Raw genomic sequence first — 14,620 nt, forward strand, 5'->3', positions numbered from 1 at the left:
CAGGCGGCGGGCGAACATCCGGGCAGCCCTCATGGGGCCCACCGTGTGGGAGCTCGACGGACCGATGCCGATCGAGAACAGGTCGAAGACCGAGAGGGCCACGGGAGGACTCCTTGTGAGGCTGAATGATCCGACCTTGCTTATAGTTGCGCTATGAGCAACCACTCGGCACATGGCGAAACGCAGGCGCCCGCGGTGAACGGGGTGCAGTCCGTCGACCGCGCCGTCAGCGTCCTGGAGATCCTCGCCCAGCGCGGTGAGGCGGGCGTCAGCGAGGTCGCCGCCGAGATCGACGTCCACAAGTCCACCGCCTTCCGCCTGCTCGGCGCCCTGGAGGCGCGCGGCCTGGTCGAGCAGGCCGCCGAGCGGGGCAAGTACCGGCTGGGCTTCGGGATCGTCCGTCTGGCGGGGGCGGTCACGGGCCGTCTCGACCTCACGCAGCAGGGCCGGCCGGTGTGCGAGCGACTCAGCGAGGAGATCGGCGAGACCGTCAACATCGCCGTCCTGCAGGAGCACTACGCGGTCAACCTCTACCAGGTACGCGGCCCGGGTGCGGTCGGCACGCACAACTGGGTCGGGCAGCTCACCCCCGTGCACGCGACGTCCAGCGGCAAGATCCTGCTCGCCCATCTGCCGAAGAAGGAGCGCGCCGGCGTGCTCGCGGCATCCGGGTTGAAGAAGCTGACGCCGCACACCCTGACCGCGAGGACCAAGCTGGAGAAGAACCTCGCCCAGGCGCGGGAGCGCGGGTACGCAGTGACGCTGGAGGAGTTCGAGCTCGGACTGCACGCCGTCGCGGCGCCGATCCGTTCCCACCACGGGGAGACAGTCGCAGCCCTCAGCGCCTCCGGCCCCGCGTACCGCTTCACCGAGGAGCGCGTCCACGAGCTCGCGCCCCTGCTGGTCCGGGGCGCCGAAGAGATCAGCCACCGGATGGGCTACGCGGGCTGAGCCTGCCCCGGTCCCCGGGGCGGGGCGCCGCTCGTACCGGGAGGCGTGCACCATCCCCGGTGCGGCGGCGCGGAGCGCCGCCGCACCGGCCCGGTTCACCCGTATTCCACGGCCGCGTCAAGGAGCCAGTCCGTCAGGTAGCCGGCGAAGGAGGAGCGCACAAGCACCCAGAACCCTGCCCTGGGCTCGTCCCGGGCCACCAGGACGACCTGGGTGCGGGCCAGCGTCGTCTGGGCCGAACGGCCGGGGCCGAAGGCGCGCGGGTGCAGATCCAGCCGGCAGCCGTGGGACAGCAGGTCGCGGGCACGCGGTCCGCCGACCAGGACGGTGGTGCGCTGGGCGGAGACGTCGGTGACGGAGACGTGCTCGTCCCCGGCCGCCGAGCGGATCCGGCTCTCCAGGTCCCGCTGGGCGCCGGGCCTGCCCACCACCAGCCATTCGTCGGGGCCGAGCCACACCGCGCCCAGATCCCCCACGCGCACGACGGTGTCGGGCTCCAGGGGCAGTGGGAGTCCCAGAGCGAGTCCGACGGCGTCCGCCGCCGGGCTCTTGGCGTCGAGGCGGACGTTCAGCTGAGCCAGGAAGGGGACTTCGGCCAGGCGGACCGCGCCCCCGGAGGAGCGCGTCGCGGCGGCCAGGCGGTCGGCGGCATGCGCCAGCGGGCTGCGCTGCCATGCGGTCGGAGCGGTGTCAGCCATCGCGGCGGGCTCCCTCGGGGTCGTAGAGGACGGGGCTTGCGACGGTCACCGGCAGCAGCCGGCCGCCGACGGGTGCGTAGAGGCGTTCGCCGATGCGGTCCCGGCCGCCCTTGATCAGGGCGAGCGCGAAGGTCCGGCCGAGCGCCGCGCTGCGGTAGCTGGAGGTGACGTGCCCGAGCATCGGGACGGGCGGGGCGGGCAGTTCGCTGTCGGCGACCAGGTGGGTGCCCTCGGGGAGGAGGGCGGCCGGGTCTTCGGGGAGGAGGCCGACGAGGTGCTTGCGGTCGGGGCGGACGGTGTCGGCGCGGGCGTAGGAGCGCTTGCCGATGAAGTCGGGCTTCTTCTTGGACACCGCCCAACTCATGCCGAGGTCCTGCGGGGTGACCGTGCCGTCGGTGTCCTGGCCGATGATCGGGTACCCCTTCTCCGCGCGCAGGACGTGCATGGTCTCCGTCCCGTACGGAGTGATGCCGTGCGGGGCGCCTGCCTCGTACAGCGCCTCCCACAGGGCGAGGGCCTCCCACGGTGACACGTTGATCTCGTAGGCGAGTTCGCCGGAGAAGCTGATCCGGCACACCCTCGCGTCGATGCCCGCGACCGTCGTCTCCCGCCACGCCATGAACGGGAAGTCGTCGTTGGCGACCGCCAGTCCGGGTGCGAGCGAGCCGAGCACCTCGCGGGAACGCGGGCCGACCAGGGCGACGGTGGCCCACTGCTCGGTGACGGAGGCGCAGTGGACGCGGAGTTCGGGCCACTCGGTCTGCAGCCACTCCTCCATCCAGTCCAGTACGGCGGCCGCGTTGCCCGTGGTGGTGGTGACCAGGAAGCGGTCCTGGGCGACGCGGATGACCGTGCCGTCGTCGAAGATCATGCCGTCCAGGCGGCTCATGACGCCGTAGCGGATCATGCCGACCTTCAGGGTGCTCATCATGTTGGTGTAGAGCCGGTCGAGGAAGACCGCGGCGTCCGGGCCCTGCACGTCGATCTTGCCGAGGGTGGAGGCGTCCATGAAGGCCACGCCCTCGCGGGCGGCGCGGCACTCGCGCAGTACGGCCGCGTCCATGTCCTCGCCGTCCTGCGGGTAGTACCAGGGCCGCTTCCACTGGCCGACGTTCTCGAACAGGGCGCCGTGCGCGACATGCCACGCGTGGAGGGCGGTCGTGCGGACCGGGTCGGACAGCGCGCCGCGGTCGCGGCCTGCGAGGGCGGCGAAGGAGACGGGGGTGTACGGCGGCCGGAACGTGGGCAGGCCGAGCGCCGAGACGTCCACGCCGAGGAGTTCGGCGACGATCCCGCTCGCCAGGACCCCGCCCGTCTTCCCCTGGTCGTTGGCGGTGCCGGCCGTGGTGTAGCGCTTGGTGTGCTCCACCGAGCGCAGGCCCGCCCCGGTCGCCCGTCCCAGGTCATCGACCGTGACATCGCGCTGGAGGTCGACGAACCGGGGGGCTCCGGTGCCGGTGGGGACGGAGAACACCCGCATGGGAGGGGTGTGCGGACGGGCGGCGACGGCCGGGAGGGCCGGCGCCTCGGCGGTGTAGCCCTCCGCCTCGACCGCGCGGGCGCCGGCCGCCGCGCCCTGCGCGAGGGTCGTGGCGAGATCGAAGGCCCCGTTCGCGCTGCCCGCGACGTCCACCGCCTGACGGCAGCTGTCGGGCACGAACGTGCCGAGTACGTCGTCGTGGCGGAGCTTGCCGCCCGCCTGGCTGAACAGATGCGCGACCGGGTTCCAGCCGCCGGAGACCAGGAGCAGGTCGACGGCGAACTGCCGTCGTCCCACGGACTCCCCGTACGGGGCGACCGTCACGGCGGTGAGGCGGGCCCCGCCCTCCGTGTCCGTGACCGCGTGCCCGGCCAGCACCTCGATCCCGGCGGACCGGGCACGCTCGGCCCACTCCCCCGGCTCGGGCCGGGTGTCGACGATCGCGGCTATGTCCACTCCCGCCGCCGCCAGATCGAGTGCGGCGGCGTAGGCGCTGTCGTTGGTGGTGAAGACGACCGCGTGTCGGCCGGGCAGAACGGCGTACCGGTGGAGGTACGTCCGGGCCGAGGCGGCCAGCATCACACCGGGGCGGTCGTTGTCTCCGAACGCCAGTGAGCGCTCGTGGGCGCCGGTCGCGAGGACCACGCGCCGGGCGCGGATCCGCCAGACGCGCTCGCGGGAGACGTGGGCCGGGGCCTCGGCGCCGAGGTGGTTGGTGCGGCGCTCGACGGCGAGGAGGTGGTTGTCGTCGTAGTGGCCGAAGACGGTGGTGCGCCGCAGGACGCGTACCTCCGGGGCGGCTTCGAGCTGTGCCCGGGTCGCCTCCACCCAGTCGAGGTGTTCGCCGGTGCCGAGCAGGCTGCCGCCGAGTTCCGGCTGGTCGTCGGCGAGGACGACGCGTGCGCCGCTCCGCGCGGCCGCCGCGGCGGCCGCGAGGCCGGCGGGGCCCGCGCCGACGACCAGCAGGTCGCAGTGGGCGTGCACGGCGTCGTAGCGGGCGGGGTCCGGTTCGGTGGCGAGGCGTCCCTGTCCCGGGAGGCTGCTCGCGACCAGGCCGTCGTAGAGCTCGACCGTCGTGGCGGGGAGCATGGGCTCGGGGAAGGGGGCCTCGATCTGGACGACCGCGTTGGGTTCCTCCACGCCGGCCGAGAAGATGCCGCGGGGGCGGCCGAGCCTGATGCTGGTCGCCGCCGCGATCACGCCGTTGGCGAGGAGGGCGGAGGCGAGGGTGTCGCCCCGGAAGCCTTCGTACCGGATGCCGTCGAAGGTGAAGCCCAGCCGGTCGTCACGGTCGAGCCGACCGCCTCCCGCCAGACGGAACGCCTGACCGGGCACGCCCCATGCGGGGAACTCCCGTGTCGTCCCCGTCTGCGCGCCGGTGGTCGTGCATCGCCCTTCGGGATCGCCCTCGGCCTTCCCCGGGTGGGCCGGGTTCGTCGGCCGTGGCTCGGTGGCGGCCGGGCGCGGCTCCCCGACCCTGTAGACGTCCTGGATCTCGTTCGTCGCCGTGTCGCGCACCGCGTTGAACCACCTGCGGCAGCCCGCCGCATGGCTCCATCGCTCGGCGAACGGGCCCTTGGGGTTGTCGCGGAAGAACAGGTACCGCGCCCACTCCTCGTCGGTGAGGGCGGCGGGGTCCTCGGGGTAGGGCACGTGTGCCTGGCCGCCGTAGTGGAACTCGGCCTCGTCGCGGGGCCCGCACCACGGGCAGGGGATGAGCAGCATGGTTCGGCTCCCTAGTGGGCCACCGCGGCCGCGCCGTGCTCGTCGACGAGCGCGCCGGTGGTGAAACGGTCGAGCGAGAAGGGGGCGTTCAGGGGGTGGGGGGTGTCGTGGGCGATGGTGTGGGCGTAGACCCAGCCGAGGCCCGGGGTGGCCTTGAAACCGCCCGTCCCCCATCCGCAGTTGAGATAGAGGTTGTCGACCGGGCTGAGGCCGACGATCGGCGAGGCGTCCGGGCTGACGTCGACGATGCCGCCCCAGGTGCGCAGCACGTGGGCGCGGGCGAAGACCGGGAAGAGTTCCAGGGCGGCGGACATCTGCTCTTCGATGATGTGGAAGGCGCCGCGCTGGGTGTAGGAGTTGTACGCGTCGATGCCGGCGCCCATCACCAGCTCGCCCTTGTGCGCCTGGCTGACGTACACGTGGACGGCGTTGGACATGACCACCGTGGGGTGGACCGGCTCCAGGAGTTCGGAGACCAGGGCCTGCAGCGGGTGGCTCTGGAGCGGGAGTTCGATGCCCGCCATGGCGGCGAGGACCGAGGTGTGGCCGGCGGAGCACAGGGCCACCTTGCCCGCGCCGATGGGGCCGCGCGTGGTCTGGACGCCGACCACTCGGCCGCCGACCACGTCCAGGCCGGTGACCTCGCAGTTCTGGATGATGTCGATGCCGGCGGCGTCCGCGGAGCGGGCGAAGCCCCAGGCCACGTAGTCGTGCTTGGCGATGCCGGCGCGCGGCTGGTAGGTGCCGCCGAGGACCGGGTAGCGGACGTCCGGGGAGACGTTGACGATCGGACAGACTTCCTTGACCTGCTCCGCGTCCAGCCACTCGGCGTCCACGCCGTTGAGCCGGTTCGCCTCCACCCGGCGCACGCTGTCCCGTACGTCCTGCAGGCTGTGGGCGAGGTTCAGCACGCCGCGCTGGGAGAAGAGGATCGGGTAGTCCAGCTCCTCCTCGAGGTTCTCCCACAGTCTGAGCGCGTGCTCGTAGATGCCGGCGCTCTCGTCCCACAGGTAGTTGGAGCGGATGATCGTGGTGTTGCGGGCCATGTTGCCGCCGCCCAGCCAGCCCTTCTCCAGCACCGCGACGTCGGTGATGCCGTGGTTCTTCGCCAGGTAGTGGGCGGTGGCCAGGCCGTGTCCGCCGCCGCCCACGATCACCACGTCGTACGAGCGCTTGGGCTCGGGATCGCGCCAGAGCCAGTCGGGGTGGTCAGGGAGGTCGGCGCCTGGGGTGCTGGGGCTCATCGGACGTCTCCGTCTTCCGAAAGGTGCGGGTAGAGCGGGTACTTGGCCGCGAGCGTCTCGGTGCGGGCGCGCAGGGCGGCCACGTCCGGCTCGGGCCCGAGGGCCAGTGCGATCACGTCGGCGACTTCGGCGAAGTCCTCCTCGGTGAAGCCTCGGGTGGCCAGGGCCGGCGTTCCGATGCGCAGGCCGGAGGTGACCATGGGCGGGCGCGGGTCGAAGGGGACGGCGTTGCGGTTGACGGTGATGCCGATCCCGTGCAGCAGGTCCTCGGCCCGCTTTCCGTCGAGTTCGGAGTCCCGCAGGTCGACGAGGACGAGGTGCACGTCCGTGCCGCCCGTCAGGACCTTCACTCCGGCCGCGGCCGCGTCGGGCCGGGTGAGGCGCTCGGCGAGGAGGCGGGCGCCGGCCAGCGTACGGGCCTGGCGTTCGGCGAACTCGGGCGACGCCGCCACCTTGAAGGAGACCGCCTTCGCGGCGATGACGTGCTCCAGCGGACCGCCCTGCATCCCGGGGAACACCGCCGAGTTGATCTTCTTGGCGAGGTCCGCGTCGTCGGTGAGGACGACTCCGCCGCGGGGACCGCCGAGTGTCTTGTGCGTCGTGGTGGTGACCACGTGCGCGTGCGGGACGGGGCTGGGGTGCAGTCCGGCGGCGACCAGGCCCGCGAAGTGCGCCATGTCGACCATGAGGAGGGCACCGACCTCGTCGGCGATCCGCCGGAAGGCCGCGAAGTCCAGCTTCCTGGGGTACGCCGACCAGCCCGCGATGATCATCTTGGGCCGGTGTTCCTTGGCGAGCCGCTCGACCTCCTCCATGTCGACGAGGTGGTCGGTCTCGGAGACGTGGTACGGCACGACGTTGAGCATCTTGCCGCTGTAGTTGATGCGCATGCCGTGGGTGAGGTGGCCGCCGTGCGCGAGGTCGAGGCCGAGAACGGTGTCACCGGGCTGGAGGAGGGCGAAGAAGACGGCGGTGTTCGCCTGTGCGCCCGAGTGCGGCTGGACGTTGGCGAAGCCGGCCCCGAAGAGGGACTTGACGCGCTCGATGGCCAGGCGCTCGGTGACGTCGACGTGTTCGCAGCCGCCGTAGTAGCGGCGGCCGGGGTAGCCCTCGGCGTACTTGTTGGTCGCGACCGATCCCTGGGCCTCCATCACGGCGGACGGCGCGAAGTTCTCGGAGGCGATCATCTCGAGGGTGGACTGCTGGCGGTGCAGTTCGGCGCGGAGAGCGGCGTGGACCTCGGGGTCCAGCTCCGCCAGGGGGGTGTTCAGCGCGTTCATACGGTGTTCGCGTTCCTCTCGGCGGCCTCGACGACGTTGGCGAGCAGCATGGCCCGCGTCATGGGTCCCACGCCTCCGGGCATGGGGGCGATCCATCCGGCGACCTGGGCTGCGTCCGGATGCACGTCGCCGGCCAGGCCGTTGTCGGTGCGGGTGATGCCGACGTCCAGGACCGCCGCGCCGGGGCGCAGCATGTCCTGACGCGGGAGCGGGAGCCGGACGATGTGGCCGGTGCAGGCCGGGTCGGCGTTGAGTTCGTCGATGACGGCCTCGACCTGCGGCTGGGTGGCGTCGGCGGGCAGCTCGCGGCGCAGGGAGGCGATGCCCACCTGGGCGCAGTCGCGGTGCCTGCCGGAGACGTAGGCGTGGCTGCCCGGGTCGTCGCCGGCGAGGACGGTGCCGAGCCCCGGCGGGCGGCCGCCGGCCGCGGTCAGCTTGGCCACGCGTTCGGCGAGTTCCCGGCGGATGCCTGCGGCGGTCGCCTTGCCGTCGAGGACGTGTGCGGTCACCGGCGGTACCTCTTCCTCGGCGTCAGCCACGGAGACGGGACATGGTCGGGTCGAACAGCGGCTCCTCGGCGACGACCGCCTCGACGCGCCGGTCGAAGTAGCCGATGTGCAGGGTGGTGCCGGGGGTGGTGAGTTCCGTCGGGAGCCAGGCGTACGCGATGCCCTTGCCGATCGTGTAGCCGTAGGCGGCGCTGGTGACGTAGCCGACCGCGCGGTCGCCGTCGTAGACCGGCTCCTTGCCCAGGACGACCGACTGCGGGTCGTCGATGGTGAGGCAGGTCAGCTTGCGCCGTACGTCTTCCTTGCGGCGCTCCAGGGCTGCCTTGCCGATGAAGTCGCCCTTGTCCAGCTTGACGGCGAAGCCGACGCCGGCCTCGTAGGGATCGTGCTCGTAGGTCATGTCGGTGCCGAAGGAGCGGTAGCCCTTCTCCAGGCGGAGGCTGTTGAAGGCGCCGCGGCCGGCGATGACGCCGCCGAGCGGCTGGGCCGCCTGCCACAGGGTGTCCCACAGCTTCAGGCCCTGGTCGGCGGTGGTGTAGAGCTCCCAGCCGAGCTCGCCGACGTACGACAGTCGCATCGCGGTGACGGGCACCGAGCCGATGTACGCGCGCTTGGCGCGGAAGTACTTCAGGCCGTCGCCCGAGAAGTCCTCGTCCGTCAGCGGCTGCAGGACCTTGCGGGCCAGGGGTCCCCACAGGCCGATGCAGCAGGTGCCGGCGGTGATGTCGCGCACCTGGACCGTCCCGTCGGCCGGGAGGTGGCGGGTGAGCCAGTCGAGGTCCAGGTTGCCGTTGGCGCCGACTTGGAAGAGGTCGGGGGCCAGCCGGGCGACGGTGACGTCGCTGCGGATGCCGCCGTCGTGGTCGAGGAGCAGGGTGTACGTCACCGAGCCGACCGACTTGGCGACCTTGCCGGTGGTCAGTCCCTCCAGGAAGTCCGCGGCACCCCGGCCGCTGACCTCGAGTCGCTTGAGGGCCGTCATGTCGTACATCGCGACGGTCTCACGGGTGGCCTGTGCCTCTGCGCCGACGACGGGCGACCAGAACCGCGCGGCCCAGTCGTTCGGGGTGGGGATGTTGCGGCCTGCGACCAGCGCCGCGTTGGCCTCGTACCACTGGGGGCGTTCCCAGCCGCTCGCCTCCAGGAAGAACGCGCCGTGCTCCTGCTGGCGGGTGTGGAAGGGGCTCGTGCGGATCGGGCGCGGGTCCCCCGACGGCTGGAGGGGGTGGATGATGTCGTAGACCTCGACGAAGTTCCGGCAGTCGCGGGCCAGGACGTACTCCGGGGACAGCTGGTGCGGCTCGAAGCGGTTGACGTCGCACTCGTGCAGGTCGAAGGACGAGCAGTGGCCGTCGACCAGCCATTCGGCCATGGCGCGGCCCACGCCCGCGGAGTGGGTGACCCACACCGCCTCCGCCACCCAGAAGCCCTTGACGTCCCGGGACTCGCCGAGGAGCGGGAAGTTGTCGGTGGTGAAGGAGAACAGGCCGTTGATGCCCTCCTCGACCTTGGCCTCCGCAGTCGCGGGGAGCAGCGACCGGGTCTCGGTCCAGGCGTCCTCGAAGTCCTCCTCGGTGAACTCGAGGACCGAGGGCATGTGGTCGGCCTCGTCGACGGAGAGGATGTCGTCGGCCGAGACGGGCATCGGGCGGTGGCCGTAGTAGCCGATGCCGATGCCGTCGAAGCGGTCGCGGTAGTAGAGGTCGGCGTCCTGGTGGCGCAGGATCGGTCGTACCGCCTCCTCCGTCTGGCCCGCGAGCGCCGGGACCGGGCCGGTCCAGGCGAGCTGGTGGGCGAGCGGGGTCAGCGGAAGGTTCATGCCGGCCATGCGGGCGATCTTCGGGCCCCAGATGCCGGCGCAGCACACCACGATGTCGGCGGCGATCTCGCCCTGGTCGGTGAGGACGCCGGTCACCCGGCCCTCGCTCTGCCGGATGTCGAGCACCTCGTGGCGGGCGAGGAAGGTGACGCCTCGTTCGGTGGCCCGGCGGATCTGCGCCTCGACGGCGAGGACGGCCTTGGCGATCCCGTCCGTCGGGATCAGGAGTCCGCCGAGGATCCTGCCCCGGTTCACCAGCGGGTGCCGCTCGACGCACTCGTCGGCGCTCAGCATGCGGGCCTCGATGCCCCAGGCGGTGATCCAGCCGTGGCGGCGGTGCAGTTCCGCGAGGCGTTCGGGGGTGGTCGCCACTTCGAGGCCGCCGACCTGCAGGAAGCAGGGCTTGCCGTCGACGTCGAGGGAGCAGAACTTCTCGACGGTGTAGCGGGCCAGCTCGGTCATGGTCTTGGAGGAGTTCGTCTGGAAGACCAGGCCGGGGGCGTGTGACGTGGAGCCCCCGGTCGCGGGGAGCGGGCCCTGGTCGACCACGGTCACTTCGGTCCAGCCGCGCGCGGAGATCTCGTCCGCGAGCGCCGCTCCCACGACACCCGCTCCGATGATCACCACTCGGGGTCCCGCCATCGCCGCACCTCCTGATTCAAAACCAGTCAAGTTGCTTGCTGCGCAACGTGGTTCAGGTTGCGCAACTCAATGTGCCGGTCACGGAGAGGGGTGTCAAGGGGTCGGTGACGCCGGCGAACAGCCCGAAATGCGGCAATGCCCGGCGGGCGGCGCACACAGGTGCACACCGCCCGCCGGGCATCTCGGACCGTCTTCTCTACGTGGGCTACTTGAGCCAGGCGTCGACCTTGTCGCGGTTGGCCTCCACCCACTTCTTCGCCGCCGCCTCGGGCGACATCTTGTCCACCGCGATGTACTTGGCCACGGTGTTCTGGTCGTCGTTCGTCCACGTGAAGTTCTTCACCAGGCGGTAGGCCGGGCTGCCGGACTTCGCGAACTTCGCGCTGACGATCTTGTCGAGGTCGTACACGGGATAGTCGCAGGCGATCTTCGCCGCGTCGGCGTCACAGCCCGTCGTGTACGCGGGAAGATTCACCTTGACCAACGGCACCTCGGACAGGAACCACTGCGGCTCGTAGAAGTAGCCGATCACCCATTCCTTGTTCTTCTCGGCCTTCCGGAAGGACTGGATCAGCGCGGTCTCGCTGCCCGCGTACACCACCTTGAAGTCCAGCTTCAGGTTCGTCACCAGCGCCGCGTCGTTGGTGACGTACGACGGGTCGCCGTCCAGCAACTGGCCCTTGCCGCCCGACTCGGAGGTCCTGAACTCCGACGCGTACTTGTTCAGGTTCTTCCAGTCGGTGATGTCCGGGTGCGCCTTGGCCAGCCACGGCGGCACGTACCAGCCGATGATGCCCTTGTTGCCGGTCGAGCCGGCGCTCACGGCGGTCTTCTGCTGGGTGATGTACTTCTTCTTCAGATCGTCGTGGCCCCAGTTCTCCAGGACTGCGTCGACCTCGCCCGTCCCGAAGCCCTGCCAGGCGATCTCCTCCTTCAGGGCCTTCTTGGCGACCGTACAGCCGAGGTCGTGCTGCGCGACGTACGCGACGACCGCCGCGTCCGCCTCGTAGCCCACCCACGGGTTGACCGCGAGATTGAAGGTGCCGCACTTGCCCGGGCTGCCCGGACCCGCGGAGTCGACACCGACCTTCGCGCCGCCGCAGGCGGTGAGGGTCAGGCCGAGGACGGTCACGACGGCTGCGCCGGCCGTGCCGATTCTCCACTGTCGTACCTGTGCTGCCATGCTGGTGCTCCTTACGCGCTCGCGCGTCGCGCCGCTGCCTGGGTGATCCGGTCGAACATGACTCCGAGAAGGACGATCGCGAGTCCCGCCGCGAGTCCCTTCCCGTACAGCTGGCCCTGCGAGAATCCGGCCACGACGTCGTAGCCGAGGGCGCCCGCTCCCACCAGGCCGCCCACGACGACCATCGACAGCACGTAGATCAGGCCCTGGTTGGTGGCGAGCGTCAGGGCGCCGCGGGACATCGGCAGTTGCACCTTGGTGATGATCTGCCAGGTGTTGCACCCGGCGGACACGGCCGCCTCGACGGTGGTGCCCGGCACGGCCCGCACCCCGTCCGCGATGATCTTGATGGCGACCGGCACCGCGTAGACGACCGCGGCCACGATGGCCGTGAAGCGGGTCGCGCCGAACAGGGCCAGGAACGGCACGAGGTAGACGAACGGCGGCATCACCTGTGCCGCGTCCAGGGAGGGCCGCAGCACCCGGTCCACGAGCATGCTGCGCCCCATCCACACCCCGAGGACGACGCCGAGCAGCATGACCAGCACCGTCGCCACGAGGGTCGACGCCAGCGTCGTCATGGCGTCCGACCACAGGCCGGTGCCGACCAGCAGACCCACGCACACCGTCGTGGTGACCCCGGCCCGCCAACCGCCGAGCACGGCGCCGAGTGCGATCAGCACCGCGCCGACGAGCCACCACGGGGAGTCGGTGAGCAGCGTCTGGAGCGGATTGAGCAGGCCGTTGGTGATGCCGTCGCGGAAGGCGTTGGTGAGGCCCGAGAGGTTGTCCTGCACCCAGGCGGTCACGGTGTCCGCGGCGCTCGCGATGGAGCCGCCGATGCCGCCGTCACCGGGGAACTCCGCCGCCCATACATAGGTGTGCGACAGGTAGACGAGGACCGCCGTGGCCGCCGCGCCCGCGCCGAGCAGGGGCCTGCGCCACGTGAGGAGGCGGTTCTTCGAACGCCGGGCCGTCTCCTGGCGGGCGCCGGCCGCGGTGGTGACCCGGTCGAGGACGATCGCCATGACGACGATGGCGAGTCCCGCGTTGAAGGCCGTTCCCACATCGAGCGACTGAAGGGCCTGGATGACGGTCTTGCCGAGGCCGGGCGCGTCGATCAGCGCGGCGATGGTCACCATGGCCAGGGCGGCCATGATCGACTGGTTGACGCCCATCACCACGGTCCGCTTGGACATGGGCAGCAGGACCTTCAGCAGTGCCTGACCTCGTGTCGCACCCAGCGATTCGGCGGCCTCCACGGTGGTCTCGGGGACAGAGCGGATGGCGTGCGCGGTGATGCGGATCGCGGGCGGTGCCGCGTAGATCACGGTGGCGATCGTGGCGGAGGCCCCGCCGATGAGGAAGAACAGGGTCAGCGGGGCGAGGTAGACGAAGGTCGGCATCGTCTGCATGAAGTCCAGGAAGGGCGTCACGATCCGGTTGAACCGGTCGGACAGCCCCGCCCCCACGCCCAGCGGGATCGCGAACAGCAGCGCCACGAGGACCGCGGAGAGGGTGAGCGACAGGGTGTCCATGCTCTCCTGCCACAGCCCCTGCAGCCCCAGGAAGGTGAAGCCCGCCACGGCCAGGAGGGCGACCCGCCAGTTGCCCACCGCCCAGGAGACGTAGCCCGCGAGGCCGACGACTCCGAGCCATCCGATCTCCGGGACGGGGCGGCCGGCGGGGGGCTGCGAGATCAGGTGCTGGATGAAGGTCACCAGGTTGTCGATGACCAGGCGGATCTCGTTGAAGAAGTAGAGGAAGAGCGGGTTGGAGTTGCGGTCCGCGCCGATCGAGTCGTTGACGTCGTTGAACCACCGGTGCAGGTCGGTGAGATCCGCCGCCGCCAGGGCCAGGGTCTGCTTTCCGCGGAGGAGCACGAAGAGCAGCAGCCAGGCGGCCAGGATCGCCGCCACCACCGTGCGCCGGCCGACCCGTCGTACGCCGGCCAGGGGGGCGGACTTCTCCAGGGCGACGGCCATCACGCGCCGCCTTCCTGCCCGGCGACCACCGCGAGGATCTCCTCGTCGCCGACGATGCCGAGCAACGTGCCGTTCTCCACGACCTTGACCGGCCTGTCGGCCGCCAGTACCGCCCGGGTGGCCTCCTTCACCACGACGTCCGGGCCCAGCTCGGGACCGTCCAGGGCGTCATGGGGCCCCACCGGACGCATGATCCACCGCAGGGTCAGCACATCGCCGCGCGGCACGTCCCTCACGAACTCGCGGACGTAGTCGTCGGCCGGGGCGCCCACCAGCTCGTCGCCGGTGCCGCACTGGACGGTCTTGCCGTCGCGCATGATCAGGATGCGGTCGCCCAGCTTGAGCGCCTCGGAGAGGTCGTGGGTGATGAAGACCATCGTCTTGCCGACCTCGCGGTGCAGCCGGACGACCTCGTTCTGCATGTCGCGGCGGATCATCGGGTCGAGTGCCGAGAAGGGCTCGTCGAAGAAGAGCACGTCGGGGTCCCCGGCGAGCGCCCGGGCGAGGCCGACGCGCTGCTGCATGCCTCCCGAGAGCTGGTCGGGGTAGGAGTTCTCGTAGCCTGCGAGGCCGACGAGTTCGACGACCTCCAGGGCCCGCGCGGTGCGCTCGGCCCTGCTCATGCCGCGGATCTCCAGACCGAAGGCCACGTTGTCCACCACCCGGCGGTGGGGCAGCAGCCCGAAGTGCTGGAAGACCATGGAGAACTTGCGGCGCCGCAGCTCGCGCAGGCGCCTGCCGTCCGCCTCGCGGATGTCCTCGCCCTCGAAGACGAGCTCCCCGGCGGTGGGTTCGATCAGCCGGGTCAGACATCGCACCAGCGTGGACTTGCCGGAGCCGGACAGGCCCATGACGACGAACACCTCGCCCTTGCGGACGTCGAAATCGACATCGCGGACGGCGGCGGTGCACCCGGTGCGGTCCATGAGCTCGCGGCGGGTGAGGCCGCGCAGCTCCTCGGAGTCCGGTACCTGGTCGGCCTTCGGCCCGAACACCTTCCACAGCCGGCGCACGGATATGACCGGAGTGCCGTACGAATCCTGGTGCGCGCCGTGCCGCTGCGACACCTGGGTCTGCGTTGGGGTCATGGTCGACCTCTCTTCG

The 14,620-nt window shown here is 71.1% G+C and carries 11 protein-coding genes; 1 reads left to right on the forward strand and 10 read right to left on the reverse strand.

Translation table 11 applies throughout. The features are described from left to right. Positions 1-102: serine dehydratase beta chain (locus ABT041_RS13055; protein ID WP_351183699.1), on the reverse strand; the 102-nt coding region annotated here is incomplete at its 3' end. Between the two features lie 51 nt (positions 103-153). On the opposite strand from ABT041_RS13055, the gene ABT041_RS13060 reads away from it, so the two are divergent. Then, positions 154-951: an IclR family transcriptional regulator gene (locus tag ABT041_RS13060; protein ID WP_351183298.1), complete on the forward strand. Its 798-nt coding sequence runs from the start codon at positions 154-156 to the stop codon at positions 949-951. A gap of 95 nt (positions 952-1,046) precedes the next feature. Here the strand turns inward: ABT041_RS13060 and ABT041_RS13065 are convergent, their stop codons facing one another. From ABT041_RS13065 to ABT041_RS13105, 9 genes are all read right to left on the reverse strand, one after another. Further along, positions 1,047-1,649 (reverse strand): sarcosine oxidase subunit gamma, encoded by a 603-nt coding sequence (locus ABT041_RS13065; RefSeq protein WP_351183300.1) that lies wholly within the window; start codon positions 1,647-1,649, stop codon positions 1,047-1,049. Continuing rightward, complete coding sequence (locus ABT041_RS13070) at positions 1,642-4,854, reverse strand: sarcosine oxidase subunit alpha family protein (protein WP_351183302.1); 3,213 nt, start codon at positions 4,852-4,854, stop codon at positions 1,642-1,644. The genes ABT041_RS13065 and ABT041_RS13070 overlap by 8 nt, the downstream gene beginning before the upstream one ends. 11 nt (positions 4,855-4,865) lie before the next feature. Beyond that, positions 4,866-6,098 (reverse strand): sarcosine oxidase subunit beta family protein, encoded by a 1,233-nt coding sequence (locus tag ABT041_RS13075; protein ID WP_351183304.1) that lies wholly within the window; start codon positions 6,096-6,098, stop codon positions 4,866-4,868. Continuing rightward, positions 6,095-7,378: a serine hydroxymethyltransferase gene (gene glyA, locus ABT041_RS13080; protein WP_351183306.1), complete on the reverse strand. Its 1,284-nt coding sequence runs from the start codon at positions 7,376-7,378 to the stop codon at positions 6,095-6,097. The genes ABT041_RS13075 and glyA overlap by 4 nt, the downstream gene beginning before the upstream one ends. After that, complete coding sequence (locus ABT041_RS13085) at positions 7,375-7,887, reverse strand: tetrahydrofolate dehydrogenase/cyclohydrolase catalytic domain-containing protein (protein ID WP_351183308.1); 513 nt, start codon at positions 7,885-7,887, stop codon at positions 7,375-7,377. The genes glyA and ABT041_RS13085 overlap by 4 nt, the downstream gene beginning before the upstream one ends. A gap of 22 nt (positions 7,888-7,909) precedes the next feature. After that, positions 7,910-10,348 (reverse strand): GcvT family protein, encoded by a 2,439-nt coding sequence (locus ABT041_RS13090; RefSeq protein ID WP_351183310.1) that lies wholly within the window; start codon positions 10,346-10,348, stop codon positions 7,910-7,912. Positions 10,349-10,553: 205 nt separating this feature from the next. Beyond that, the gene (locus tag ABT041_RS13095; RefSeq protein ID WP_351183312.1) at positions 10,554-11,531 is read right to left on the reverse strand and encodes an ABC transporter substrate-binding protein; all 978 of its coding nucleotides are present in this window, start codon (positions 11,529-11,531) and stop codon (positions 10,554-10,556) included. Between the two features lie 11 nt (positions 11,532-11,542). Next, the gene (locus tag ABT041_RS13100) at positions 11,543-13,516 is read right to left on the reverse strand and encodes an ABC transporter permease (protein WP_351183314.1); all 1,974 of its coding nucleotides are present in this window, start codon (positions 13,514-13,516) and stop codon (positions 11,543-11,545) included. Further along, the gene (locus ABT041_RS13105; protein ID WP_351183316.1) at positions 13,516-14,604 is read right to left on the reverse strand and encodes a quaternary amine ABC transporter ATP-binding protein; all 1,089 of its coding nucleotides are present in this window, start codon (positions 14,602-14,604) and stop codon (positions 13,516-13,518) included. The genes ABT041_RS13100 and ABT041_RS13105 overlap by 1 nt, the downstream gene beginning before the upstream one ends. Between the last annotated feature and the right edge of the window lie 16 nt (positions 14,605-14,620).

This window comes from Streptomyces sp. NPDC002825, assembly GCF_040295385.1.
Classification (GTDB): domain Bacteria; phylum Actinomycetota; class Actinomycetes; order Streptomycetales; family Streptomycetaceae; genus Streptomyces.